Source organism: Ruegeria sp. CDSC085 (assembly GCF_059610465.1).
The window spans coordinates 39,114-62,652 of sequence record NZ_JBXWNR010000011.1 but is presented as its reverse complement, the minus strand read 5'-3'; the positions used below and the strand labels follow the sequence as shown (position 1 = coordinate 62,652).

Here is a 23,539-nt window from a genome sequence, read left to right as displayed (position 1 = left end):
CATCCAACTGGCTGTGCCATTCACCTGACGATGAATTCCGCATGCAGCGCGCCTGCTGCCTTGATCGTTTTCAGAATGTCGATCATATCCTGAGGCGAGACCCCAAGCGCGTTCAGACCGGCGACAACCTCGGACAACGTGGTGGCCTCGGGGATTTCGGCGAGGCCGGTCCCTTCTTCTTCCTCGATCCCTGCGATTGTACGTGGCACGACTACAGTTTCACCTCTGGCAAACGGGTTGGGCTGAACCGCAATCGGTGCCTCCTGAACCGTCAGCGTCAGATTGCCTTGAGAGACTGCCACACGCGAAATACGGACCTCCTGTCCCATGACAATGGTACCAGAGCGTTGATCGACAACAACACGCGCTTTTGATTCCGGTTCAACCAGTATGTTCTCAATGCGCCCTATGGCGTGGGCTGTTGAAACTGCCTGCGTCGCCGCGACGTTGAGCTCAACCGTGCCGGAATCCCGCATGATCGCCACGGCTCTGTTGAACTCGGTGTTTATCGCGGTTTCGATACGTGCGGCTGTGGTGAAATCGGGCTCTCTGAGTGCAAGGCGCATTTGAGTGAGGGTTGACAAGTCGAAGTCAATTTCACGCTCGACCCTTGCGCCGGACGGAATAACGCCCGAGGTTGGTACCCCGCGCACGACTGAAGCTGCCTCTCCTTCAGCCGAAACGCCGCCCGCAAGGATTGTGCCCTGTGCAACCGCATAGATTTGTCCGTCGGCCGCGTTCAGCGGGGTCATGATCAGAGTGCCGCCCAGCAGGCTGTTGGAATCGCCTATGGCTGAAACCGTTACATCGATTTGACCACCCACCCTTGCAAAAGGTGGCAGGCTGGCTGTGACCAATACCGCCGCCACGTTTTTGGGTCGGAAATCCTCACCGGTGACGTTAACACCAAGACGTTCCAGGATGTTGGACATGATTTCTTCGGTGAAAGGCGCGTTCCGTAACCCATCGCCGGTTCCGTTCAAACCGACAACCAGACCGTAACCCACAAGATCGTTGCCCCGGACACCATCAAAATCCACGAGGTCCTTGAGACGGATTGCCCCTGCCCAGGCCATGCCGGGAAGGAGGATCAGGAGAAGTATCAGCGCCCTCATCTCAGAAAATTTACAAGAGACAAATTCGCATTGCGAACGGTTACGGAATACAGGCTTTCCAACTGAAATTGCACCGTTTGTAGTTTCGCTGCCGTCTCATAAGGATCGGCCGCGATCAGTTCGTTCCGGCTGAATTCCAGACTGGTTCGGGCTGCGGAATTGCGTGTTGCGGCCTCTTCAATGCGGGCTTCGGTCGCTCCGACTTTTGCCCGGAGCTTCACGGTTGCATCCTGTGCATTGGCCAGATCGACACCCAACTGCGTGAACAAAGTGGTGCGTTGATCGGGAGAAAGCGCCAATGTGCTGTCAGTGGCCAGTGCGGCTACTGCAACATCCCTGAGAGCGGCCTTGAACGCCGGGTCCGTTGCCGTGATCGGCAACGTGACGCTTTCGTTTTCCGATATCTGCATCGGAGACAGGGTGTTGCTTGACCCCTGATAAAACATGGCGTTAAACCCTGCCGGGTCGTTGAACCAGGTGCCCGCCGCCAGCCGGATATCGGAGACGGTGACAAACCCGGTTACCTGCGGCTTCAGCGCTGCCAAAAGATCGTCCGAAGAGGGCAGCGGCGACACATCAGTGGCAGTGCCGGAAAACAGGCTGCGTCCACCCACACGTGTGTTCAGCGCCGAGATCATCGTGTCCAGCTCATTTTTGGCCTGTTGTGACGCTTGTTCATGATTAACGGGCTGATTGGCGGTTCCGTAAGCCAGTAAAGACGCGGTCATGTCTCCAACCGAATCTCCGAAGGTTTTTAGGCTCAGTTGCATGGCATCGGTGAACAGGGCCGCTTCGGACGTTGCGATGCCAAAGGCGTCGAGTCTGGCGAGGCTGCGGTCGAGATCCAGAATTTTTGAATAATCCCCGCCAAGCCGACCCGAGATGTCCTTTACCTGCCCGGTGGACATCTCGTAAGAGAGGGTTTCGATCTGGGTTTTGATATTTGTTGCGCGGGTTCGCAAGGTCATTCCTCGCGCCAAATCGCCGATAGAAGTGATGTTCATGGTCACAACCTCAGAAGAGTTTCCAGAAGCTCGTCAACAACCGAGATGACACGGGCGTTTGCGGCATATGTCTGTTCGATCTGCATGAGCCGTTGCAGTTCCTGATCGGAATCCACGCCCTGGGCGGCCTCGATCTGCGCCATTTGCTGCTGGAAGCTGTTTGCAAAAGTCTTGCGCTGATCTGCGGCATGGGCGTATGCGCCTGCTTTCGACAACAGGGCCTCGGTCAACTCGGCAGCGCGCATGTTTCCCGTACCGAACAGCCCGCCGGGTATCGGACGCGCGTCGGTTAATATGTCCCCGAACGCGCGCAGTTGTGCGGCCTGCCCGGGGTCACCCAATGTTGCGGCACCCAGACCCGCGCGCAGTTTCCAACTGTCCCCGCCATTGTCAGGGTCGACCGTCGAATTGAGTGAGATCCGTGATGCAAGTCCGACAACAGATGCTGGATCAAAGCGGTTGCCGTTATCGGTAAACAGACCGGGATCTGTCGCAAGAACCGACTTATCCAAACCCGGCGTTTCAAATCGCTCAATCAAGTCTTGCGCAACCGTGTCCAGCTGAACCTGCGCCTCAACCGATAATTCGTCACGGATGGTGAACTGCGCCATCAGCGCCCCGCCGCGGATTTGAGCGTTGTCTCCGCTTGTCCGTACCGGGTTGCCGTTCATTTCCAGACCGGACAACAGACCATTTGCCACTGTCATGTGGGGCTTTGTTTCACCGGTCGTAGAAAACGTGAATTCCGAGGCTTTGCCTTCCAGTAGGATCAACCCACCTTCTGAGTACAGCGACACCTGATCATTGGCGCGAGGTACGACATTGACCGGGATCAGGGCATTGACCTGATCGATCAGGACGTGTCGCTGATCCAACAGGGCACCGATGTCACCGCCAGAGTTCTGTATGGCGGGAAGCTTGGCATTCAGGTCTTCGATATCTTTCAGAGTCTGATTCAGGCTGTCGATCTGAGCGCCGATTTTTCGATCTGCGTCCGAGCGCGCCTGGTGCACGCCCTCTGATGCTGCATTCAGTTCATTGGTCAGATCGCGGGCCGAACGCGCAACCTGATCCAGCCGTTCGATAGAGTCAGGCAGACTGGCCGCCGTGATAAAGGCGTTTTCTAACGAGGATAGACGGGTAGATAGCGAAGGGCCGTCGGCAGGAGAACCCACCAGTTGTTCGACCTGCGAGTGAAAGTCCGAAATGGCCGATCGAAAGGTGAGTTCGGCGTCAGACGAACGTCTGTTGGCGGTCAAAACCGGATCCTGATGCCGGACCACGCCAACGGTGCGGGCGCCATTTCCGGGTATTGAACTTGTCGTAAGTTCGAGAGACCGACGCGCATAACCGGGGGTCAGCGCATTCGCGATGTTTCCGGACACCACAGCGGCCCCGCGACTGGCCGCAGTCAGCCCGCCCAATGCATTATTCAGTGCTGTCGACATGTTCATGAGGCCGCTCCTTTCTTTAGGTCAGAGCTTGATCAACGCTTCAGGTTTGTCGTTTCCTGCAGCATCTCGTCCACCGTCTGGATCAATGTGGCGTTGGAAGAATAGGCGCGTTGCGTTTGGATCAAGGATGTCAGCTCGGTGGCCACATCCGTGGTGGATTCTTCACGCGCGAACGAGACGAGATTTCCGGTAGGACCTTCGCCTGCGTTCCAAAGAAAGAATGTGCCGCTTTCACGGGATGGCGCGTAGGTCTGGCTGTCCAACGCGGTCAGGCCGTTGGGATTGGGGACATCTGCCAGCGGAATCTGGTACATTCGGCGGCTGACGCCGGTGTCGTACAACGCGTAGACATATCCGTTCTCATCGACCTGAACGCTGGTCATTGTACCAACGGCAGAACCATCACGTGTGATCGAAACAGGTGCAAACGTGTCGGACAATTGGGTTATGCCATCTGCATCCCCAATCAGGCCAATATTGACCTCAACCGGTCCGCCGGCAACATTGACCATGACACTGCCCGTTGCTGGGTCATAAGCACCGCCAGAAACAGGTGTGACGCTAGCCAAGGTGCCGCCAGCCGTTCGGTTGTCGGTGAAGGTCAGCGTGTATTCCCCAATGATCGCGCTGCCCGAGGCCGAGTCACGCAAGACCATGGTCCATTCGTTGCTGCTGCCGGATGCGGGAACAGTTGGGATCAGCTCAATATCGATGCTCTCGGATTTGCCGAGATTGTCGAAATATTCAACCGACAAAGGTTGAACGTCCCCCGGAGCACCCGCATCTGTCGCCGTGGCCGGCAAGTTCATACGCAGGTTCATTTGCGTGGTGGGCGCGCCCGATAACTGGTTGACACTCAGCTGAATGGGTTCAAGCGCAGCAGGCGTGTCGCGCGAAACCGGTGGAATAGTGCCATCTGGTGCAGCGGGCCATCCCAGAAGATCAAGACCAGATTCGGTGACCAAATATCCTTCTTCATTGGTACGGAATGACCCTGTTGTTGTCAGCAACATCTCGTTGGATTTATTCCCGACCTGAGAGCTGGGGCGCACAGGCAACATGCCGCGCCCCCGTACTGCCAGATCAGTTGAGTTGCTGGTTGTGACCAGAGGCCCGCGCTGATCAACCATGCGCTGGCTTGTCGTCCGCACGCCGCCTGCCGAATAGCTGCCACCCTGACCGGACGTGACCATTGAATGAAAATCCGTCTCGACCCGTTTGTACCCAAATGTCGAAGAATTCGCGATGTTGTCGGATATCGTCGCCAGCCTGTTGGCATTGGCTTTCAGCGCCGCCACACCGGCATTGAGCGAAGAGGAAATGGTCATGGGTGCGCCCTTCTGTTGCGTCCGTCTTTGGTGCAACAGGTAACGCACAGCCCCTTAACAGCGCGCTAACATGTAAAATGCGCTCTATAGTTCAGGGTTGGCGCAGGAAGATCACTTCTATCCTGTTGTTTCGCGCAGCCATGGGATTGTCGGAGAACAATTCTCTGTCTGCATGGCCCGTAACACGATCCATCCTTTGTGCCTCAACGCCCTTGTCCTGCAGTAGCTGACGCAATGTTTGTGCCCTGGCGGTGGACAGATTCCAGGCTGTGTTGCGCGCCTGCACAACCGGAGACGCACTGACATGCCCTTCGACAGCCATCGAATTGACAACAAGATCCGAGGCCCGGGCGATGATCAGGGCCAGGGCCCGCAGAAAGCTGGTTGGTTTGTCAGAGTCTGTTTCGAACAATGCCTGATCGTCGGTGTCGAACAGTTCCACCACCAAACCTTCATCGGTGACCCGTGTGACGATATGCTTGAGCAGTTTGTCCGAGACCTCGCTTTCACCGGTACGCCCCAGCAGTTGCGCCTCCAACGTAGTGAAGTCTTCGTTGTTTCCTTTGCCGCCGCCTTCGGCATTCACTCCGATTGAACCACGGGCTTGATGCGATTCGGTCGGGTGCCTGGTCGTGGCACCCTGACCGTCTCGCAACAGCGTGTCTACAGACAACATGCTGTCGCCGCCAAAGGCTCCGTCGCCGCCGCCGGATTCCGGGCTCAGCGGGATTGTTGGCGCAAAATAATCTGCCAACCCTTTTCGTTGCTGTTCCGTTGTTGCGTTCAGCAGCCACATCAACATGAAGAAGGCCATCATGGCCGTAACAAAGTCTGCATAAGCGACTTTCCACGCGCCACCGTGATGGCCATCGCCACCCGATACACGCTTCTTCTTGATGATGATTGGCGCCGCATTGGTTTGCGCACCCATCTCCACCACCTTTTTATCACCCGACTATCTGAATAGCTGTGCAGGTCTTAAGGCGGCCTTAATACTTAAAACTGCTCAGAGTTCGCTAACGCGGCAGGCCGGCGGAAGCCCGGCGCAGAGTCAGCGATAAGCGGTTAAAGCTGTTTTCAATCCCTTCGGAGTCGGGTTTGCTAAAAAACGAGTCCAACTCCTCATGAACGCGCACGGCCTGATCCAAGAGCGGGTCTGATCCTTCTGAATACAGCCCGGCCTTTATCATGACTTCGGATTGTTCGTAGCTGCCGACAAGTTTGCGGGTTTCGTTGATCATCTGGTTCTCGGCCTCGGACGCGGCCTCTGGAAGGCTGCGGGATACGGATTTGCTGAGGTCGATGGCCGGGAAGCGCCCGCGTTCGGCAATCTCGCGGCTGAGCACGATATGCCCGTCCAATACACCGCGCAGAATGTCGGCGATGGGTTCATCCATGTCGGAACCCGCGACCAGGACGCTGAACACGGCGGTGATATCACCGTGCTCCTGCGTGCCGGGGCCTGCGCGTTCACACAGATTGGCAATCAGCGGGGTGACAGAGGGTGGATATCCTCGGAGCGAAGGAGATTCGCCCATGGCAACGGCGATTTCACGGTGCGCTTCCGCGAAACGGGTTACCGAATCGGCCAGAAACAGAACGTTCAGCCCCAGATCCCGCAGAAACTCTGCCGCTGACATGGCCGACCACGCGCACCGTCTGCGCGCCAATGCAGACTGGTCGGACGTTGCGGCGACTACGATAGTGCGCTTCATGGCTTCCGGACCGATAGCGCGGGCAACAAACTCGTTCACTTCACGCCCACGTTCGCCGACGAGAGCCACCACAACCACGTCAGCCTGCATGAAGCGCGCCAGCGTCGACAGCAACGTTGATTTCCCCACACCCGATCCCGCAAACAGCCCAACGCGTTGACCGCGCACAATCGGCAGCATGGTGTTGAGAACGGATAGTCCGGTGGCCATCCGCTTTCCCAATGGCTTGCGCGCCACCGCAGGCGGGGGTGCCTGCATGATATCGCGATCCTGTGGCCCGTTCAGCAGGGGTTTTCCGTCCAGCGGTTTGCCAAACGGATCAATGACGCGCCCAAGCCAGTGCAATGCGGGCGCGAATCCCGGCGAGGGATCGAGATACACGCGATCCCCGAGGCTGACACCATCCAGGGCGGCACCCGGTATCATATGGATATGGTCTGCACTAACATGCAGCACTTCACCGGCCAGATCGGGCCCCGCGCGCCGCCGCAATGTAAGCAAGTCTCCGATTCGCGCATGTTCGTTGAGGCCATTGATCTCGATCAACCCTTGTGCGACGCCGCTGACCAGGCCCGCGTGGCGGATCGAAGTCATCCGATCGAATTCATGTTTCAGAAGCATCGGGTCGAGATCGGACATCTTAGGTTCTCCAATTGGGTTCTGAAAACGGTTTCTAAAGGAATCGGGGTTAAGCCTTGGTTGAAATTGATCGAGGGAGAAGCCCCGATGTTCTATGACTTGAACGTCCTTAAGACCGCGTACGCAATGGCAACCCATGCCGGGCAACGGCAGGCGGTGATTGCGCGCAACATGGCCAATGCGGATACGCCGGGCTACCAGCCGCGCGATATTGAGCCCTTCCATAAAGCACTTGAAACCTCAGGACGCGAAGTGACCATGGTGGCCACGCGGCGTGGTCATCTGCACGGCGGCACGGGTGCGCAGCCCTGGGCAGAGCACCAGGCCGCTCCGTCGGGTGATCCAAATGGCAACGGCGTATCGCTTGAAGAAGAGATGCTGAAATCGGTCGAGGTAAAACGACAGCACGACCGCGCGTTGGCGATCTACAAATCCTCGATGAACATCCTTCGCACCAGTCTGGGACGTGGATAAGGAGGCCGAGGATGAGCGATTTTTCCCACTCATTGGCTGCATCCGCCAGCGCCCTGCGTGCGCAGGCAGCCCGGCTGCGCCACGTGTCCGAAAACATATCGAATGCGGATACGCCCGGGTATCGACGCAAGACAGTGCCGTTTGAGACCATCGAAAAAGATGGTCAGAACGTGGTGCAAGCCGGCCGTGTAAAGCTTGATCGACGCGACCTGACACGCATTTTCGACCCCGGCCACCCGATGGCAGATGCCAGTGGTCACTATCAGGGATCGAATGTCGATCTGATGATCGAAATCGCTGACGCGCGCGAGGCGCAGCGGAGTTATGAAGCCAACCTCAAGATGTTCGATCAAACACGGCAAATGTCGTCGTCGTTGATGGAATTGCTCAGAAAATAAAGGACAGCCAGAATGGACATCCGATCCTTAACCGCCGCGCAGAATTATGCCGGTGCACGTCCTGCAACCCAGGCCGACCCCGATCACTCGGGCATGGTGCAGGGACTGAAGGCAGGTTTTCAGGACTTTGCATCCACGCTGAGACACAGCGAGCAGATGTCGCAGACCGCGATGGTCGGGCAAGCCGACCCGCACGCGCTTGTGCAGGCGCTGGCACAGACCGAACTGGCCGTTGAGACAGCTGTGATCGTTCGCAACAAGGTGGTCGAGGCCTATCAGGAAATCCTGCGGATGCCGGTCTGATACCATGCTGAGCGAAGGTCTTTTCTATGACATCGTGCGTCAGGCCCTCTGGATCGCGGTCATCACATCGGTTCCGATTCTGGCGGTTGCTCTGGTTTCGGGTCTGATCGTCGGTCTGTTTCAGGCGCTGACGTCGATACAGGAAATGACGCTGACCTTCGTTCCCAAACTGATCGCCATCGTCGTCGTGTTCTGGATCTCGATGGGGTTCATGACTCAGACCCTGGTTACGTTTTTCACCGGAACGCTTGTTCCATTGATCGCAGGAGGTCGCTGATGGACACCGCCTATGTCACCTTGTCCCGCCAGTCCGGGCTGATGAATGAAATGCGCCTGGTTGCGAACAACATCGCAAATGCCAACACGACCGGCTATCGCCAGCAGGGGTTAGTGTTCTCAGAGTTCATTCAGGTTGTGCCGAACAGCCCCTCCCTCTCCATGAGCCGGGCCGAGGCGCGAAATACGTCGATGCAACAGGGTGTGCTTACGCAAACCGGCGGGCAATTTGATTTCGCTATCGAAGGCGACGGGTTCTTCATGGTCGAAACCCAGGATGGCAACCGACTGACGCGGGCTGGCAGCTTTTCTCCCAATGCTGATGGCGATCTGGTTTCAATGGATGGCGCACGTGTGCTCGATGCCAATGGCGCCCCCGTGTTTATCCCGCCTGATGCCGCGTCAATCGATGTCGGCAGCGACGGAACGCTGAGTGTGAATGGTCAACTTCTGGGTCAGCTGGGCGTTTTCAACGTCGCCGACACGAGCGAACTTGCACGCGAAGGGAACACACGTTTCCGTACTGATGGCGCAATTGATCCGGTCGATGAACCGGTGGTTTTGCATCGCTTTCTCGAAGGGTCAAACGTGAACGCCATTCAGCAGGTGACCCGATTGGTGGAAATCCAGCGCGCCTATGAGCTGGGGCAAAGTTTTCTCGAGAGTGAAGATGAGCGCGTGCGTGGCGCACTCAAAGCGCTGATGCGCTGAATTGGATGAGGAGAGTTAGACATGCGAGCCCTTAAAATTGCGGCCACCGGGATGACAGCGCAACAGATGCGGGTCGAGACGATCTCGAACAACTTGGCGAATATGAACACCACCGGCTACAACGCCCGGCGGGCGGAATTCGCCGACTTGCATTATCAGCAGATGGCCCGGGCCGGCACTGTGAACGCATCGGACGGAACGGTTCTGCCTACGGGTATTCAACTGGGACTGGGCGTGCGACCGGCAGCGGTGACAGTGCAATTGGAGCAAGGCGCCTTGTCGGCCACCGGGAGCGATCTGGATGTGGCGATCGAAGGTCGTGGCTATCTCGAGGTGACCCTGCCCAGCGGTCAGGCCGCCTATACGCGCGATGGAAGCCTGAAACGGTCGGCAGAAGGTCTGATCGTCACTTCGGACGGGTTTGCGGTTTCACCCGAAATCACCATTCCTGATGATGCTCGTTCTGTTTCGATCAATGCATCAGGTGAGGTCTATGCATATTTTGACGACTCTCCCGAAGGTCAGTTGCTTGGGGAGTTTGCTCTGGCCAGTTTCTCAAACGCCAAAGGGCTGGAAGCCATCGGAGGCAATCTGTTCAAGGAAACCGAAGCCTCTGGCGCTCCGGTTCTGGGCACTCCGGGCGAAGATGGTCTGGGAATTTTGCGGCAGGGATATCTGGAAGACAGCTCGGTCGACGCCGTGCGCGAGGTTACCGAGCTGATCGAAGCGCAACGCGGCTATGAGATGAATGCCAAAGTCATCACGGCGGTGGACCAGATGATGAGTGCGACAACGCAGGTGCGGTGATGCGACGTCTTTTATTTACTCTGATGCTAATGGCGCCAATTGCCGTTCAGGCTGACATTGTGGTTTCGACACGTACGATCCGGGCCAAGGAAGTCATTTCCGCGGCCGATCTCGAGTTGAAACCAACGGATATTGCCGATGCAATTTCCGATCCTGACCGTTTGATCGGACAAGAGGCCCGAGTGGCGCTCTACCCCGGTCGTCCAATTCGTGACTCCGATGTTAGGCCGCCTGCCATCGTCGATCGAAACGATCTGGTTGTGCTGGTGTTCAGTAGCCAACCTTTGTCGATCACCACAGAGGGCCGAGCCCTGGGGCGTGGCGCAGCGGGGGATCGCATTCGTGTCATGAACCTTTCGTCCCGAACAACCGTAACAGGCCGAATCCGCCCGGACGGTCAAATCGAGGTAAAGTGATGCACGGATTGTCAAAAACCCTTCTCCTAACGGCTTTTGTCTTGTCCGCTTGTGGTCGAATGGATCATTTAGGCAAACCGCCAAGTTTCACTCCAAACGAAGACACCCCGGAACAGGTTGCAATGTTGTGGCCGGGTTTGCCATTGCATACGCAACCCCAGCGAAATGTTGACCGGTCCTCTTTGTGGAGCGGCGGGCAGCATTCGCTGCTAGGCGACCAGCGCGCGATCAAGAAAGGAGACATCCTGACCGTTGTCATCGAGCTGGATGAAAAAGCTGAAATCTCGAACAACACCAGACGATCCAGATCTGGGTCCGAGAACCTTGAAGTTCCCAGCCTCTTCGGCCTGCCTCAGCGTGTGCAGAAGAACTTGCCCGAGGGCGCATCGCTGGATGAAGCCGTTTCGATTGAGGCGGATTCTTCAAGCTCTGGACGGGGATCGGTCAGGAGAAACGAAAAGCTGACTCTACGTGTTGCCGCAACAGTGCTGGATGTGTTGCCGAACGGAGTTCTTTCGATAGAGGGATCTCAGGAGTTGCGGGTCAATTTCGAACTAAGAGAGCTTCTTGTGGAAGGATACGTCCGCCCGCAGGACATCTCGAGGCAAAATGAAATCACCTATGACAAAATCGCGTCGGCGCGGGTGTCGTATGGCGGCAGAGGGCAGATAACGGATGTCCAGCAACCCCGTTATGGCCAGCAAGTTCTTGATTCACTTTTGCCATTCTGAGGTGAGATCGTGATCGCGAAATTGATACCTGTGTTTTTTTTGATTGTCGGGCTTGGTGCGGGTATTGGCGCGGGTCTGGTTCTTGCTCCTGCGAAAAATCCTGAAAGTGCAGCTTCTGCAAAAGAAGCGGTCAAAGAGGTCAAGGCGGTTGATAAAAAGTCAGGTAAGTCAAAGAAAAAAGATAAGGGAGATGGCTTCGGGTATCTGAAAATGACCAAGCAATTCGTCGTCCCCGTTGTGAAAGACGACCAGATCGAAGCCATGGTAACGCTGTCGCTGAGCCTTGAGGCGAACCCGGCCATTACAGAAACCTATTATGCAATCGAGCCTAAACTCAGAGATGGCTTTCTTCAGGTTCTTTTTGACCATGCAAACATGGGTGGTTTTGACGGGGCTTTTACAGAATCCGGGAACCTGGACGTATTGCGGAATTCCTTGCTGGAAGTAGCGCGCAAAGAATTTGGTGAAGACGTGTCCAAAGTGCTGATTCTGAGTGTAAACCGACAAGATAGCTGACGCTAATTGGCCCGATATTTCGGGCCGGTCGAGCTATTGCCCGAAGTGTTTTCTGGCCTTTGCTTTTCGGTTAGCCTGCTGAACTTTCATCCGCAATGTTTCTACGGCTTGTTTTCGCCCAAAAGCTGTACGTAAAGCTGCCATTCCGGCAAGTTTCTGCGCGCGCGTGCGGGCAAGTTGCAGGTTCAATTGTCTCCGCGTCGCGGACTCCCAGCCATTCCAGAGAACGTCGGTCCCTGAAACCTGATAGCCTTCGATCTTGGCGCTGTCTTGGCGCGCCTGATTGAGTTGACTGTCCAATCTGGCAAGTTGTTGCTGAATCCGAGCCTCGGCCTCAAGGATCGGTCGCAGTGCCTGGAAATGCTTCTGAAACGCGGCGTTGGTTACTTTTTCCAAGTCAGGTAGCTGAGTGTGTTTCATCGAACTTGCTCCTTTGCGCGTTTTCGCATTGCTTCGGCAAACCGGATCGCGGCGGCAACAGGACGATAGTGCTTTTCGGCAATCTCCTGACCGATATCCACGGTCGCGTGAAGCGCACGTGCTGTAGGAGGGTCTGAATGGATCGGGACACCAGCCTCTCCTGCGGCAGAGCGGATGGTGGCGGCAACTTCGTCCACACCTTTGGCAACACAAACCGGGGCGCTGCCCGCAACCCGTGTCCATTTCAGCGCCACAGCAAAATGGGTGGGGTTTACGATCACAACATCCGCGTTAGGAACATCTGCCAACATTTGGTTGGTAGCAATCTCCTGTGCACGCTGGCGCCGGTGTTGTTTGACATGGGGGTCGCCCTCGGCATCCTTTGTTTCATCAATAATTTCCTTGCGCGACATACGGTTCTTGCGCATGTGCTCGGCGTATTGCCAAAGGAAATCGACAACCCCGATGGCCAGCGCGACTGCGATAACGATGAACAGAAAGCGAAACAGCAGGTTCATCATCAGCAGAATGGATGACTTTGCCGGTGCCGCGCTGGCCGACAGAATCTCGGTTAGGTTGGCTTTGAGAAAAAGCGCAAGACAGGTGCCGTAGATCAACAGCTTGGCGGTGCTTTTGGCAAACTCAAACAAGCCGCCACGCCCAAACTTGTTCTTGGCATTCGAAACCAGGGAGATTCGCGAAAGTTTTGGTTTCAGTTTGCTTGGGGCAAAGATCAGCGCGCGCTGGGCGATCAAGTTCAGAAGAACAGCCGCAGCGGGAAGGCAGAACAGCAATGCCACCGGAAGCAGGGCACTCTTCAAAACCCCTGCAACCAGAGCATGCGAAGGCCCTGCCGTCAGAAGCCGCGAGAGTTCGTCGGACTGGTCGATCAGAACCATGAACACCGTGCCCATTTGCTCGACGGTGTATTGCCCGACCGTCAGAAGGGCGATCAGAAACCCGGTATATGCCGCCACAACCGACAGGTCATTGGATTTGGGAACCTCACCTTTCTCACGTGCTTTCAGCAGTTTTTGTGATGTCGGTTCGTATGACTTGTCGCTGTCGTCATCACCTGCGCTCATCTCTGCGCTCCCATCGGGTTGGTGAAGAAGGCGATCAGCGCGTCAGCCCACACGGAAAGGATCAGCGGTGTGCCTGCAAACAGCAGGAACAGCCCAGCAAAGGTAATCGCCGGAGCACCCACGAAGGCCACCATCAGCTGCGGCATCGCCCGGTTGATGACCCCAAGGGCCAAGTTATAGATCAAGGAAGCGATGACGAATGGCGTTGCCAGTGCAAAAGCCAGCCCAAAGCTGTTTGCGACCTGGTGCAAACCCCAGCGTGACACATCCGCAGCTCCGGGTGCCAATCCTAATGGAAACAACGCGTAACTCTGGATCAGAAACTGTGCGGCCCGGACGTGCAGGTCCATGATTGCCGCAAGTGTCAGCCCTGCCAGGGTCAGCAGGTATCCCATAGCGGGGACCGGATCGGCCGCCGCGCCGCCCAGCAATTGCGACAATGACGTTGACTGAGCCGCAATGGACCCTGCGGTTTGCAGTGCGAGAACGAAAAGGCGCAAGCCTATCCCAAGGAAAAGCCCGATCAGAACTTCGGTCCCGACCAGTCGCACGGTCACCCACAGGCTGGGGTCAATTCTGACGGCGGGCGCAGCGGGCAATATGATCAGGGTGAAAGCAACAGAAGCACCAAGCTTGACCCGTGTCGGGATACTTTGTTCACCGAAAGCTGGAAGCATCGAGACAAGAGCAGAGACACGCAGAAACACAACGAAGGCCTGCCAGATTGTTTCGGCAAGCTGAGACAGCATTTCTGGTGGCAGGGCGATCACGCGGCAACAGTTCCGACCAAAGCTGGCTTGGCTTCCAACCCGATTTCTTCGAAGGACAAAACCGGGTTGGAAACGCCGCGCGCCTGCATGATTGTGCGCAGTAACCTACGGCGCCGGGTCGAGGTCACGACGGCTGGAAACAGGCCGTTGTCAGCAGATTTTGCGATGCTGCTTACAACACCGTCGGCCAGTTTGTTGAACAGGTTCGGGGGCAGCGCGACATCCACGCCGGCATTTGGGGTGTCGATCTGGTAAGAGGCGAATGTGTCCTCCCATTCAGGGGCCAACTGGATCAGAGGGATCGAGCCATCCTCGCGCTTAATATCCGCGACCAACTGAAAGCCAAGACGCTGACGCACCAGTTCGCAGATGCCTTCGGGTTGAGTGGTGGTCAGCCGCGCCTCGGCGACACTTTCAAGTATCAGCGCCATGTTGCGGATTGACACACGTTCGTCGAGCAGCAGGCGCAGAACTGCGTGCAAGGTGTCGATCGGCACTTTGTCGGGGATCAGTTCATCCAGCAGTTTGCGGTTGGCTTTGGCGCGTACCGGGTCGCTCAGGCGAGTCATTTCGGACAGCAGGCGACGGAGCGATTTCAGGGTCAGCAGGCGCGAGAAGTTTCGTTTGATGATCTCCAGCAGATGGGTGGCAAGAATCTCGGGTGGCGAGACTATAGTGGCACCATTCAACGCGGCGTCCTCCTGATCTTTGGGCAGGATCCAGCGTGCTGGAGCACCATAGACCGGCTCGGTCACGTCATTGCCCTCCGGTAACAGGTCAAAACCGTCCTGCACGAGCGCCAGGATCAGATCGGGATGCAAGACACCGCGCGCCTGTTCGACGCCCTGAACCTTGATCACATACGTTCCGGTCGACAGGTCGGCACGGTCAGTTAAGCGGATCTCGGGCAGTATCAGGCCAAAGGTCGACGCCACATAAGTGCGCATATTGGCAATACGGGCGTCCAACCCGGTGCCCGGATTCAGAACCATGCTGACCAGATCCGGGGCGAACTCCAGATGGACATCATCCAGGTCCAGAATGTCTCCGATGGTTTGGGATGTTGGCGTTTCGGTTTCTGTCGAAGACAGCTTTGTTAATGCCTCTGTGTCTCGCTGCTTTCGATGAACACTGTAGGCCGCAAATCCCAGTATTGCTGCGCCGAGGATGAATGGCAGAAAAGGGAGGCCGGGCACCAGCGCGAACAGAACCATAAGCACCGCGACGGTAGACAATGCTGCCGGGTGGCGGCCAAGTTGAGAAAAGATGGCGTTGTCTGTGGCCCCTTGCGTACCGCCCCGTGCCAGCAGCAGGGCAGAAGCAATAGAAATGATAACTGCAGGGATTTGGGACACCAACCCGTCGCCGACAGTCAGAATCGCATAGGTTTCGAACGCCGAGGCCACGGGCATTCCATGCACGACAACGCCCATGACCAGGCCCATAACGAGGTTTAGCAGTGTAATCAGAAGCCCGGCGACGGCGTCTCCCTTCACGAATTTCGACGCACCGTCGAGAGAGCCAAAGAATGTCGTCTCCTGCTGTTCCAGCTCTCGCCGTTCCTTGGCCTGCTGATGATCGATTGCCCCTGCGGACATGTCGCTGTCGATCGCAAGTTGTTTGCCCGGCATTCCGTCAAGGGCAAAGCGTGCGCCAACTTCGGCCATGCGGGCAGCGCCTTTGGTGATGACCATGAAATTCACGATCAGCAGAACGCCAAACACCACCAGGCCAAGAAAAATGCTGCCGCCCATGACGAAACTGGCAAAACCTTCGATCACGTCTCCTGCCGCATTCGGGCCGGTGTGCCCCTGCCCGATAATCAGTTTCGTCGACGATACATTCAACGACAGGCGCAACATCAGAGACGCCAACAGAATCGTCGGGAAAGACGAAAAATCCAGTGGGCGCTCAATGAACAGTGTCAGGGTAAAGATCAGGATCGCCAGCGCAAAGGAGGTAGCCAGCCCCACGTCCAGAACCCAGGCTGGCATGGGCAGGATCATCATGACGATGACCGTCATCAGCGCAATCGCCAGCAGGACAGTTGGTGAAAACAGGGACCGGATGTCGATCTTGGGCACGCGAAACTCCTAATTGAAGGCGATAAACGCGGTTGCGGTGCCTGCGGCTGGCACCAGAGACCCCAGCGCCCCGGTGTGGGGCGTAGCAGTCTGCATCGGGATCAAGGGGAGACCGGCCCCGGTGAACGGATCGCGGGGCGTGGCCGCAACCCGGGTTTGGGACGTGCCTTCGAGCTGTGCCAGCACCGTTTGAAATCGCCCTTTGTAAGCTTCGGCAAGGGATGTCGTGCGGGAATGATATGCCCCCGCGGCCGCGGGCCACGATCCAAGCTCGGCATGCAGGTCATTCAGGAACCGGGCGGCGTAGGTTGCGTTCTCATCGGGATCGAACATCGCGTCTATCGAACGGAAGGCTTTCCCGTGCCAGCGATAATTGATCTGAAAACAGCCCACATCAAAGCTACGTTTGCCTGTTTTGAAGATTTTGAACACGTAGGCCTTGGCTTCGACCTCGGACTTGAACCAGTACCCCTGACCGTTGACATTGATCGTCCAGGGCCAGGGCTGCAACCGGCCGTCCAGTGCGCGCCCGGTTTCAACGCGCGAGATGGCGCGCAGCACGTCCAAGGGCACGCCTTCGGACAGAGCGGCGCGGCGTGCGGCCTGATCGCACAGGTCACCGGCTTTGGCATCTGGCATGGCAAATCCTGCCTGCGCCAAAAGCACATGCAACAACATGAGAACAAGCGGGATTTTTTGATTTGGCATTCTGCCGGTCCGGGATTCTGATCTATCCCGGCCAAGCTAGCCAACGATCGGTTTACAGAGCGTTATCGCCGTTTCAGTTTCGGTCGATCCTGCGCCCGAACACGACACTGGTATTGGTGCGCAGGACACCGGGAATCTTCGCCAGGTCGTCGACCAGAATGTCCAGATCTTCCAGCCTGGGCGCCTCTGCCGACAGCATAAGGTCGAATTCTCCGTTGATCGAAAGGCATAGTTTGACCTCCGGGTAGGCCTCGAGTCGCCTGATGATCCGGGTGGTTTCCTTCTGCTGTACCTCGAGCATGACGATGACCTGCACTTTCGGTGTGTCTTCAGTGGACCCGAGACGCACGGAATACCCTTCGATCAGGCCGCGCTGTTCCATCCGGTTGATTCGCTCGTGCACGGTTGTCCGGGCGACACCCAGCGTGGTCGCAATCTGCGTGGTCGAGGCGCGTGCATTGGCCTGCAGGGCGGCGATGATGCGACGGTCAAGCTGGTCCATTGGGGCTCCGGTTCGTGGTCATTCCGGGTTTAGATCAGATAGAAGCCCTTGCTCAAGGTTCGCGTGGGATGCGCGGGTGCAGATCGTCGATGATGATTGGATGCGCGTGTGGGCCTGACCCGGCCAGATGCGGGTGATCGGGCGGCAGGTCGGGGTGATCGTGGGTGATCGGCTCTTGATCGAGGCGCGGCCAAAGGCTGATTGCACCGACGACGCCCGCCACGGACAGCGTCGCCATGCTGCTGAGTGTCACGGTCGGACCAAACACGGTCATCAGCCACCCCGCCAGCGGGTAAAGAACCAGCCAGCAACCATGCGACAGGGTAAACTGCGCGGCGAAGACGGCAGGGCGATCCTCGGGATGGGCCGACCGGGTCAAAAGGCGGCCCGAAGGTGTAAGTGTGGTGGAGTATCCAAAACCGGTAAGTGCCCACAACACGGTCAGCAGACCGAGCGACATGGGAACAGTTGCGGCCAGCATCGCGGCGACGGCCATGGAACCTGTGGCAAAAACGGCGCCTGCGACCATGACCCGACGGTCCTCGATCCGATCCAGAAGGCGGGGCAAGGTAAAGGCCGCCAGCATTGATCCGCCTCCGAACCCGGCCAGGGCAATGGCCACGGCGCTTTCCGAGAGGCCCAGATTGGCGCGCACGATGACCACGGTATTGACGATCACCATCGAACTCAGCGCGGCCGCGCTCCAGCTGAGAGCAAGCAGCCCGCGCAACCGGGGTGTTTTCAGATAGATACGAATGCCACGTGTGGTGCGGTCATAGATGCCGCGGGGTTTGCTTGGCTTGGGTGACGGGAGCACAACCGAGACAACCAGCATTGCCGATGCAACAAAACCCAGCGCAGTGCCCCAGAACAGGCTGTTGAAGCTGACCAACAGAAGCAATGCTGCGGCGAACACCGGGCTCAGCAGGCTTTCCATATCGTAAGCCAGACGCGACAGCGACAATGCACGGGTGTATTCTGCTTCGTCCGGCAGCACATCCGGAATCGTTGCCTGAAAGGCGGGTGTGAAGCCTGCCGAGGCCGATTGCAGCACGAAGATCAGCACATAAACCTGCCAGATTTCGGTTACGAACGGCAGGCACACTGCAACAGCAGCGCGGATCAGGTCCAGCACGACCAGCATTTTGCGCCGATCCAGACGCTCGGCAAATGCAGCAGCGAGAGGGGCAACGGTGACGTAAGCCACCATCTTGATCGTCAGTGCTGTGCCAAGGACAAGGCCCGCAGCATTCCCGGCCAGATCAAAGGCGAGCAACCCAAGGGCGACCGTGGCCAGCCCGGTTCCGGTCAGGGCGACGATCTGGGCCGCGAAAAGGTGGCGGTAGGTGCGGTTTCTCAGAATACTCAGCATGGCTCAGAGGTACTTTGTGATCGCTTTGAAATCTTCGATCCCGCTACCATCGTCGTCAGAGGACAGGCAGTGTTCGATATGATCATGAATCAAAACGCGTTTGGCATTGGTGACGGCCTTTTCAACAGCAAACAGCTGTTGTGCGACGTCCGAACAGGGAGCCTGCCCCTCTAGCATGGCAATGACCTTGGCCAGGTGCCCATGGGCCCGCTTCAGCCGGGCCGTGATCTGTGGATGTGACTGGTGGGCGTGATTTGACATGGCTTATCCATATCCCCCCGATGGGGATAAGGTCAAGGATTTGGCATCGAATGGCCCGCGACTTTTGGACGGCGTTGAGTTTGGGGACCAAACCGCCTATCTCGGGGGCGATATCGCACAAAGGAATAGTCGCGTGGCGAACCATTTGTACAAAAACGATCTGCCGGATGGGCTGGATCTGGGCCCGGTTGTGGCCATTGACTGTGAAACCATGGGGCTGAACCCGCATCGCGACCGCCTGTGCGTGGTCCAGATGTCAGGAGGTGACGGAAACAGCCATATCATCCAGGTGGACAAGGGCCAGACCGAGGCCCCGTACCTGAGTGCCATGCTGGAAAACCCCGATGTCCTGAAGCTGTTCCATTTCGGGCGTTTCGACATCGCCGCGATGTATCACACCTTTGGCGCCTTGGCCGCACCGGTTTACTGCACCAAGATCGCCAGCCGGCTGGTGCGCACGTACACCGACCGGCACGGGTTGAAGAACCTGTGTCAGGAACTGATTGGCGTGGATATATCGAAACAACAGCAGATGAGCGATTGGGGCGCTGAAATCCTGACGGATGCGCAGCTGGACTATGCGGCCTCGGACGTTCTTTATCTGCACCGCCTGCGGGACGAGTTGAACAAGCGGCTGGCGCGCGAGGGCCGGACCGAGATGGCGCAGGCCTGTTTTGATTTCCTGCCGATGCGTGCGAAGCTGGACCTCGCCGGTTGGCCCGAAACGGATATCTTTGCACACTCATGACCGATACCGAAGCATTTCTGAAAACCGCCCGCCAGGTCGTCACCGATGAAGCCCGTGCGCTGGACGTTCTGGCCGACAGCCTTGACGAACATTTTGCCGAGGCCGTGCATCTGATCCTGAAAGCCACCGGGCGCATCATCATCAGTGGTATCGGAAAATCGGGCCATATCGGCCACAAGATTGCCGCCACTCTGGCCAGTACCGGAACGCCTGCCTATTTCGTGCACCCGGCCGAGGCCAGCCATGGCGATCTGGGGATGGTTTCCAAAGACGATGTGGTGCTGGCGATATCGAATTCCGGCGAAGCGCCTGAGCTGGCCAACCTGCTGGCCTTTACGCGCCGCTTTGGCATTCCGCTGATCGGGCTTTCAAGCAAGCCAGAAAGCACGTTGATGAAACAGGCGGATGTGCATTTGCTGATCCCATCAATGGGTGAGGCCTGCGGTTTTGGCATGGTACCTTCGATCTCTACGACGCTGACTCTTGCCATGGGCGATGCGCTGGCCATTGCGCTGATGAAGTATCGCGATTTCCGCCCCGAGGATTTCCGTGCCTTCCACCCCGGCGGCAAGTTGGGAGCGCGGCTGAGTACAGTGGGTGACCTGATGCATACCGGCAACGCCCTGCCTCTGGTCGCAGCGAACACCCCGATGAGCGATGCGCTGATCGAAATCAGCCAAAAGGGTTTCGGCGTGGCCGGTGTAACGGATGCACAGGGGCAGTTGTCGGGTATCATTACTGACGGTGACTTGCGCCGGCACATGGACGGTCTTCTGGATAAAACGACCGAGCAGGTCATGACGGCCAGTCCGACCACCATAACACCGGGCGCATTGGCCGAAGAGGCGGTGGCGATCATGAATGATCGCAAAATCACATCTCTGTTCGTGGTTGACGAGGCTTCATCAGGTCAGCCCCTGGGCCTTCTGCATATCCACGACTGCCTGCGCGTCGGTCTGGGCTGAGGGAGACTGAAGTGGACAGGTATTCCCGCATGGTACAGTTCCTGAAGGTTCTGTTGCCGCTTGCGGCCATTCTGATGCTGTCCACCGTGTTCTTACTGTCCCGCAGCATCGAAACCAACGTGTCGGTGCCATTTGCTGAGAAAGACATTGACGAGCGGCTGGCGCAGCAGGTGGTCACTCAGCCGAAGTATCGCGGGACAACCCGTAAAGGCGAAGATGTTCAGATCGAGGCCACCCAAGCAAAGCAGGGCAGCGAAGACGAAACCCCGACCGCATCCGAGTTTCGGGGACGTCTGGGGCTTCTCAGTGGCGGAACGATATTTCTGGACTCTAATTCAGGTTTGATCCGCCCAGATGAGGGCACGGCAACTTTCGTTGGCGATGTGGTAATTACAACCGCCGACGGTCTAAAAGTCACAACGGATCTGCTCAACACGTCGCTGGACGAAATCCGGGGCGACACTCCGGGGCGGGTAAATGGAACCGGGCCGATCGGCAACTTTTCCGCCGGACGCATGACCTTCGGGGCTGAAAAAAAGGGCGGACCGGTCCATATTGTTTTTACAGACGGTGTGAAGCTGGTATACGAGCCTGAAAAAGCAGAAAGATAACCTGTGTTCGATTTTCGATTTGTTCCTTTGTGCCTGGCTCTGGTTGCAGGTGCCGCTACCGCAACTGCGCAAGAGGCGCAGGTGGCTTTTGGTTCTGCTAATGCCGACCCGAGCCTTCCGGTCGAGGTGACATCCGAAACATTGAACGTCAATCAGGAGGACGGGTCTGCCGAATTCCTCGGAAATGTCATCGTAGTTCAGGGCGAAATGCGGCTTACTGCCGAACGGGTTCTGGTGATTTATAACGAGGAACGCTCGGCCATCGAACGGATGGAAGCCACCGAGAATGTTGTTCTGGTCAGCCCGCCGGATGCGGCGGAGGGCGATTGGGCAGAATACACAATCGATTCCGGTGTGATCGTCATGAAGGGTAATGTCCTGCTGACGCAAGGCCCCAGCATCATCAGCGGCGACCAGATGAACGCCAGTCTTACGACGGGCACAGCCACAATGACCGGACGCGTCAAAACGATCCTTCAACAGGGAAACAATTGATGGCGCGACCCAACCTGTCAGTGGCCGAAGGCAGTTCCGGGCTGCGAATTGAGAAGCTGCGGAAGTCTTACCGGAAAAAAACGGTGATCCGCGACGTCTCGATGACGCTGGACCGGTCCGAAGTCGTTGCCCTGTTGGGACCCAACGGGTCGGGTAAGACCACAACATTTTATTCCGTGGCCGGGCTCGTTTTCCCTGAGGCCGGTAAAGTCACTATAGATGGCCAGAATGTTACGACTTTGCCGATGTATCGGCGCGCGCGGATGGGCATTGGTTATTTGCCGCAGGAGATGTCGATCTTTCGAGGCATGAGCGTCGAGGACAATATCGCTGCGGTACTGGACATCACTGTCCCTCATGCACACAGGCGGAAAGAACGGCTGGAAGAGCTGTTGTCGGATTTCTCGATTGAACACCTGCGCCGTGCGCCAGCCCTTGCCCTTTCCGGCGGTGAGCGTCGCCGCGTTGAGATTGCGCGGTGTTTGGCCGCAGACCCGAAATACCTTCTGCTGGATGAACCGTTTGCAGGCGTTGATCCGATCAGTGTCGGCGATATCCGGCATCTGGTTGCCGACCTGAAAAAACGAGGAATCGGTGTTCTGATCACCGACCATAACGTGCGGGAAACGCTGGAAATTGTCGACCGCGCCTACATTCTGCATGACGGGCAGGTTCTGATGTCCGGCACACCGGATGAAGTCGTCGAGAACGAAAATGTACGCCGGGTCTATCTGGGCGAAAACTTCCGTATTTCATAGGCTTGTGTTGGCCTGCGCCGGATGCATGACGGAAATCGCGTATATACACACCTGTTTTGATTGACTCTTCCGTCGTCTCTTGCCTCAATTGTCCCATGGCATTTACCCGGTTCCAGTCTGGAGATCGATGTCCCTTCGTTGAAGGGCTGGTTTTAAGGCAACCGCGGAAAGTGTCTCGACCCCCCACCCGATAAAAACAAGTTCGTCGCGTAACGTGACGTCAGAATGGGTGTGAATTGTGAAGGAGATCACATGCGTTACCAAATCAGCGGAAAACAGATCGACATCGGTGCGGCGCTGCAGACACACGTGCAGACCGAACTGGGCGAGGTTGTGGGCAAATATGCCCAGCGGCCTACAGATGCCAACGTCGTCTTTTCCCGTTCAGCGCATGAATATGTATGCGAAACAACAGTGCACCTGTCTACCGGGCTGACCGCCCAGGCCAAGGCGCACGCAACCGAAATATATGCGGCTTTCGAGGCATGCTGCGACAAAATGGAAACACAACTGCGGCGCTACAAGCGTCGTTTGAAGGACCACCACAAGGATCGGTCCGAACCGGTTGAACTCTTTGGGGCGTCCTCTTATATCCTCGCCTCTGACGAATCGGACACGGCCGATGAACCCGAATCGCTGCAGCCCATGATTGTGGCTGAGATGGAAACAAAAATCCCATCTTTGAGCGTTGGTGAAGCCGTGATGCAAATGGAACTTGCCGGTGCCCCGGTGCTGGTGTTCAGAAATGAGAACAAGGATGGATTGAATGTCGTGTATCGTCGCGAAGACGGTAACATCGGCTGGATTGATCCTTGACAGGCAGGAATACGGCGCCGCACCCGCCGAGGCGGGTGCTGTGCCATGGAGCGTTAT

The 23,539-nt window shown here is 57.1% G+C and carries 29 protein-coding genes; 15 read left to right on the top strand and 14 right to left on the bottom strand.

Features of this window, described 5'->3' with window-relative positions; all coding sequences use genetic code 11:
• Positions 1-20: 20 nt before the first annotated feature.
• From AC2FJB_RS15715 to AC2FJB_RS15690, 6 genes are all read right to left on the bottom strand, one after another.
• Positions 21-1,115, bottom strand: a complete 1,095-nt coding sequence (locus AC2FJB_RS15715; RefSeq protein WP_117871024.1) for a flagellar basal body P-ring protein FlgI — start codon at positions 1,113-1,115, stop codon at positions 21-23.
• The gene (locus AC2FJB_RS15710; protein WP_496719455.1) at positions 1,112-2,119 is read right to left on the bottom strand and encodes a flagellin; all 1,008 of its coding nucleotides are present in this window, start codon (positions 2,117-2,119) and stop codon (positions 1,112-1,114) included. The genes AC2FJB_RS15715 and AC2FJB_RS15710 overlap by 4 nt, the downstream gene beginning before the upstream one ends.
• Positions 2,120-2,121: 2 nt before the next feature.
• Positions 2,122-3,573: a flagellar hook-associated protein FlgK gene (gene flgK, locus AC2FJB_RS15705; protein WP_496719454.1), complete on the bottom strand. Its 1,452-nt coding sequence runs from the start codon at positions 3,571-3,573 to the stop codon at positions 2,122-2,124.
• A 32-nt stretch (positions 3,574-3,605) separates the two neighbouring features.
• Complete coding sequence (locus AC2FJB_RS15700; protein ID WP_496719453.1) at positions 3,606-4,901, bottom strand: flagellar hook protein FlgE; 1,296 nt, start codon at positions 4,899-4,901, stop codon at positions 3,606-3,608.
• A gap of 91 nt (positions 4,902-4,992) precedes the next feature.
• Complete coding sequence (locus AC2FJB_RS15695; protein WP_496719452.1) at positions 4,993-5,832, bottom strand: flagellar motor protein MotB; 840 nt, start codon at positions 5,830-5,832, stop codon at positions 4,993-4,995.
• Positions 5,833-5,917: 85 nt separating this feature from the next.
• Entirely contained in the window at positions 5,918-7,237 is a 1,320-nt protein-coding gene (locus tag AC2FJB_RS15690) for a FliI/YscN family ATPase (RefSeq protein WP_496719490.1), read from the bottom strand.
• Between the two features lie 105 nt (positions 7,238-7,342).
• Between AC2FJB_RS15690 and AC2FJB_RS15685 the strand changes: the two genes are divergently transcribed.
• The 9 genes from AC2FJB_RS15685 to AC2FJB_RS15645 are packed head-to-tail and all read left to right on the top strand — an operon-like array spanning position 7,343 to position 11,887.
• Positions 7,343-7,729 (top strand): FlgB family protein, encoded by a 387-nt coding sequence (locus AC2FJB_RS15685; protein WP_117871011.1) that lies wholly within the window; start codon positions 7,343-7,345, stop codon positions 7,727-7,729.
• 11 nt (positions 7,730-7,740) lie between these two features.
• Positions 7,741-8,127, top strand: coding sequence for a flagellar basal body rod protein FlgC (gene flgC / locus AC2FJB_RS15680; protein ID WP_496719451.1), 387 nt, complete (start codon positions 7,741-7,743; stop codon positions 8,125-8,127).
• 12 nt (positions 8,128-8,139) lie between these two features.
• Positions 8,140-8,430 (top strand): flagellar hook-basal body complex protein FliE, encoded by a 291-nt coding sequence (gene fliE / locus AC2FJB_RS15675; protein WP_117871007.1) that lies wholly within the window; start codon positions 8,140-8,142, stop codon positions 8,428-8,430.
• Between the two features lie 4 nt (positions 8,431-8,434).
• On the top strand, positions 8,435-8,707 hold the full coding sequence (locus AC2FJB_RS15670; RefSeq protein ID WP_152459750.1) for a flagellar biosynthetic protein FliQ: 273 nt from the start codon (positions 8,435-8,437) through the stop codon (positions 8,705-8,707).
• On the top strand, positions 8,707-9,417 hold the full coding sequence (locus tag AC2FJB_RS15665; protein ID WP_496719450.1) for a flagellar hook-basal body complex protein: 711 nt from the start codon (positions 8,707-8,709) through the stop codon (positions 9,415-9,417). Before AC2FJB_RS15670 ends, AC2FJB_RS15665 begins: the two co-directional genes overlap by 1 nt.
• Before the next feature lie 21 nt (positions 9,418-9,438).
• On the top strand, positions 9,439-10,224 hold the full coding sequence (gene flgG / locus AC2FJB_RS15660) for a flagellar basal-body rod protein FlgG (RefSeq protein ID WP_496719449.1): 786 nt from the start codon (positions 9,439-9,441) through the stop codon (positions 10,222-10,224).
• Positions 10,224-10,640 (top strand): flagellar basal body P-ring formation chaperone FlgA, encoded by a 417-nt coding sequence (gene flgA, locus AC2FJB_RS15655; protein WP_496719448.1) that lies wholly within the window; start codon positions 10,224-10,226, stop codon positions 10,638-10,640. The genes flgG and flgA overlap by 1 nt, the downstream gene beginning before the upstream one ends.
• Complete coding sequence (gene flgH / locus AC2FJB_RS15650) at positions 10,640-11,371, top strand: flagellar basal body L-ring protein FlgH (protein ID WP_496719447.1); 732 nt, start codon at positions 10,640-10,642, stop codon at positions 11,369-11,371. Before flgA ends, flgH begins: the two co-directional genes overlap by 1 nt.
• A 9-nt stretch (positions 11,372-11,380) precedes the next feature.
• Entirely contained in the window at positions 11,381-11,887 is a 507-nt protein-coding gene (locus AC2FJB_RS15645) for a flagellar basal body-associated protein FliL (protein WP_496719446.1), read from the top strand.
• Positions 11,888-11,920: 33 nt separating this feature from the next.
• Here the strand turns inward: AC2FJB_RS15645 and AC2FJB_RS15640 are convergent, their stop codons facing one another.
• From AC2FJB_RS15640 to AC2FJB_RS15605, 8 genes are all read right to left on the bottom strand, one after another.
• Positions 11,921-12,307, bottom strand: coding sequence for a hypothetical protein (locus AC2FJB_RS15640; protein WP_117870991.1), 387 nt, complete (start codon positions 12,305-12,307; stop codon positions 11,921-11,923).
• Positions 12,304-13,392 carry a flagellar type III secretion system protein FlhB gene (gene flhB / locus AC2FJB_RS15635; protein WP_496719445.1) on the bottom strand — a complete coding sequence of 363 codons (1,089 nt, stop codon included), beginning with the start codon at positions 13,390-13,392 and terminating at the stop codon, positions 12,304-12,306. Before flhB ends, AC2FJB_RS15640 begins: the two co-directional genes overlap by 4 nt.
• Positions 13,389-14,162 carry a flagellar biosynthetic protein FliR gene (locus AC2FJB_RS15630; RefSeq protein WP_496719444.1) on the bottom strand — a complete coding sequence of 258 codons (774 nt, stop codon included), beginning with the start codon at positions 14,160-14,162 and terminating at the stop codon, positions 13,389-13,391. The genes flhB and AC2FJB_RS15630 overlap by 4 nt, the downstream gene beginning before the upstream one ends.
• Positions 14,159-16,246 (bottom strand): flagellar biosynthesis protein FlhA, encoded by a 2,088-nt coding sequence (gene flhA, locus AC2FJB_RS15625; protein ID WP_496719443.1) that lies wholly within the window; start codon positions 16,244-16,246, stop codon positions 14,159-14,161. Before flhA ends, AC2FJB_RS15630 begins: the two co-directional genes overlap by 4 nt.
• A gap of 9 nt (positions 16,247-16,255) precedes the next feature.
• On the bottom strand, positions 16,256-16,954 hold the full coding sequence (locus AC2FJB_RS15620; RefSeq protein WP_496719442.1) for a transglycosylase SLT domain-containing protein: 699 nt from the start codon (positions 16,952-16,954) through the stop codon (positions 16,256-16,258).
• 73 nt (positions 16,955-17,027) lie between these two features.
• Positions 17,028-17,456 (bottom strand): Lrp/AsnC family transcriptional regulator, encoded by a 429-nt coding sequence (locus tag AC2FJB_RS15615; RefSeq protein WP_496675185.1) that lies wholly within the window; start codon positions 17,454-17,456, stop codon positions 17,028-17,030.
• Between the two features lie 52 nt (positions 17,457-17,508).
• Positions 17,509-18,828, bottom strand: a complete 1,320-nt coding sequence (locus tag AC2FJB_RS15610) for an MFS transporter (protein ID WP_496675183.1) — start codon at positions 18,826-18,828, stop codon at positions 17,509-17,511.
• A 3-nt stretch (positions 18,829-18,831) separates the two neighbouring features.
• Entirely contained in the window at positions 18,832-19,089 is a 258-nt protein-coding gene (locus AC2FJB_RS15605; RefSeq protein ID WP_117870976.1) for a metal-sensing transcriptional repressor, read from the bottom strand.
• A gap of 133 nt (positions 19,090-19,222) precedes the next feature.
• Between AC2FJB_RS15605 and AC2FJB_RS15600 the strand changes: the two genes are divergently transcribed.
• From AC2FJB_RS15600 to hpf, 6 genes are all read left to right on the top strand, one after another.
• Entirely contained in the window at positions 19,223-19,837 is a 615-nt protein-coding gene (locus AC2FJB_RS15600) for a ribonuclease D (protein WP_496719441.1), read from the top strand.
• Positions 19,834-20,802, top strand: coding sequence for a KpsF/GutQ family sugar-phosphate isomerase (locus tag AC2FJB_RS15595; RefSeq protein ID WP_299637140.1), 969 nt, complete (start codon positions 19,834-19,836; stop codon positions 20,800-20,802). Before AC2FJB_RS15600 ends, AC2FJB_RS15595 begins: the two co-directional genes overlap by 4 nt.
• 11 nt (positions 20,803-20,813) lie before the next feature.
• Positions 20,814-21,413: an LPS export ABC transporter periplasmic protein LptC gene (gene lptC / locus AC2FJB_RS15590; RefSeq protein ID WP_117870972.1), complete on the top strand. Its 600-nt coding sequence runs from the start codon at positions 20,814-20,816 to the stop codon at positions 21,411-21,413.
• A gap of 3 nt (positions 21,414-21,416) precedes the next feature.
• Positions 21,417-21,908, top strand: coding sequence for an LptA/OstA family protein (locus tag AC2FJB_RS15585; protein ID WP_496719440.1), 492 nt, complete (start codon positions 21,417-21,419; stop codon positions 21,906-21,908).
• Positions 21,908-22,666, top strand: a complete 759-nt coding sequence (lptB, locus tag AC2FJB_RS15580) for an LPS export ABC transporter ATP-binding protein (protein WP_299900130.1) — start codon at positions 21,908-21,910, stop codon at positions 22,664-22,666. Before AC2FJB_RS15585 ends, lptB begins: the two co-directional genes overlap by 1 nt.
• 252 nt (positions 22,667-22,918) lie before the next feature.
• Positions 22,919-23,482: a ribosome hibernation-promoting factor, HPF/YfiA family gene (gene hpf, locus AC2FJB_RS15575; protein WP_117870967.1), complete on the top strand. Its 564-nt coding sequence runs from the start codon at positions 22,919-22,921 to the stop codon at positions 23,480-23,482.
• Positions 23,483-23,539 lie beyond the last annotated feature (57 nt).

Bases quoted from the DNA above. Each gene is read 5' to 3' on its own strand.
- lptB (WP_299900130.1), top strand. From the start codon at position 21,908: ATGGCGCGACCCAACCTGTCAGTGGCCGAAGGCAGTTCCGGGCTGCGA.
- AC2FJB_RS15605 (WP_117870976.1), bottom strand. From the start codon at position 19,089: ATGTCAAATCACGCCCACCAGTCACATCCACAGATCACGGCCCGGCTG.
- AC2FJB_RS15690 (WP_496719490.1), bottom strand. From the start codon at position 7,237: ATGCTTCTGAAACATGAATTCGATCGGATGACTTCGATCCGCCACGCG.
- AC2FJB_RS15700 (WP_496719453.1), bottom strand. From the start codon at position 4,901: ATGACCATTTCCTCTTCGCTCAATGCCGGTGTGGCGGCGCTGAAAGCC.
- AC2FJB_RS15710 (WP_496719455.1), bottom strand. From the start codon at position 2,119: ATGAACATCACTTCTATCGGCGATTTGGCGCGAGGAATGACCTTGCGA.
- AC2FJB_RS15695 (WP_496719452.1), bottom strand. From the start codon at position 5,832: ATGGGTGCGCAAACCAATGCGGCGCCAATCATCATCAAGAAGAAGCGT.
- AC2FJB_RS15665 (WP_496719450.1), top strand. From the start codon at position 8,707: ATGGACACCGCCTATGTCACCTTGTCCCGCCAGTCCGGGCTGATGAAT.
- flhB (WP_496719445.1), bottom strand. From the start codon at position 13,392: ATGAGCGCAGGTGATGACGACAGCGACAAGTCATACGAACCGACATCA.
- hpf (WP_117870967.1), top strand. From the start codon at position 22,919: ATGCGTTACCAAATCAGCGGAAAACAGATCGACATCGGTGCGGCGCTG.
- flgA (WP_496719448.1), top strand. From the start codon at position 10,224: ATGCGACGTCTTTTATTTACTCTGATGCTAATGGCGCCAATTGCCGTT.
- AC2FJB_RS15620 (WP_496719442.1), bottom strand. From the start codon at position 16,954: ATGCCAAATCAAAAAATCCCGCTTGTTCTCATGTTGTTGCATGTGCTT.
- flgC (WP_496719451.1), top strand. From the start codon at position 7,741: ATGAGCGATTTTTCCCACTCATTGGCTGCATCCGCCAGCGCCCTGCGT.
- flgK (WP_496719454.1), bottom strand. From the start codon at position 3,573: ATGAACATGTCGACAGCACTGAATAATGCATTGGGCGGGCTGACTGCG.
- AC2FJB_RS15685 (WP_117871011.1), top strand. From the start codon at position 7,343: ATGTTCTATGACTTGAACGTCCTTAAGACCGCGTACGCAATGGCAACC.
- AC2FJB_RS15615 (WP_496675185.1), bottom strand. From the start codon at position 17,456: ATGGACCAGCTTGACCGTCGCATCATCGCCGCCCTGCAGGCCAATGCA.
- fliE (WP_117871007.1), top strand. From the start codon at position 8,140: ATGGACATCCGATCCTTAACCGCCGCGCAGAATTATGCCGGTGCACGT.
- flgH (WP_496719447.1), top strand. From the start codon at position 10,640: ATGCACGGATTGTCAAAAACCCTTCTCCTAACGGCTTTTGTCTTGTCC.
- AC2FJB_RS15640 (WP_117870991.1), bottom strand. From the start codon at position 12,307: ATGAAACACACTCAGCTACCTGACTTGGAAAAAGTAACCAACGCCGCG.
- AC2FJB_RS15670 (WP_152459750.1), top strand. From the start codon at position 8,435: ATGCTGAGCGAAGGTCTTTTCTATGACATCGTGCGTCAGGCCCTCTGG.
- flgG (WP_496719449.1), top strand. From the start codon at position 9,439: ATGCGAGCCCTTAAAATTGCGGCCACCGGGATGACAGCGCAACAGATG.
- AC2FJB_RS15595 (WP_299637140.1), top strand. From the start codon at position 19,834: ATGACCGATACCGAAGCATTTCTGAAAACCGCCCGCCAGGTCGTCACC.
- AC2FJB_RS15715 (WP_117871024.1), bottom strand. From the start codon at position 1,115: ATGAGGGCGCTGATACTTCTCCTGATCCTCCTTCCCGGCATGGCCTGG.
- AC2FJB_RS15610 (WP_496675183.1), bottom strand. From the start codon at position 18,828: ATGCTGAGTATTCTGAGAAACCGCACCTACCGCCACCTTTTCGCGGCC.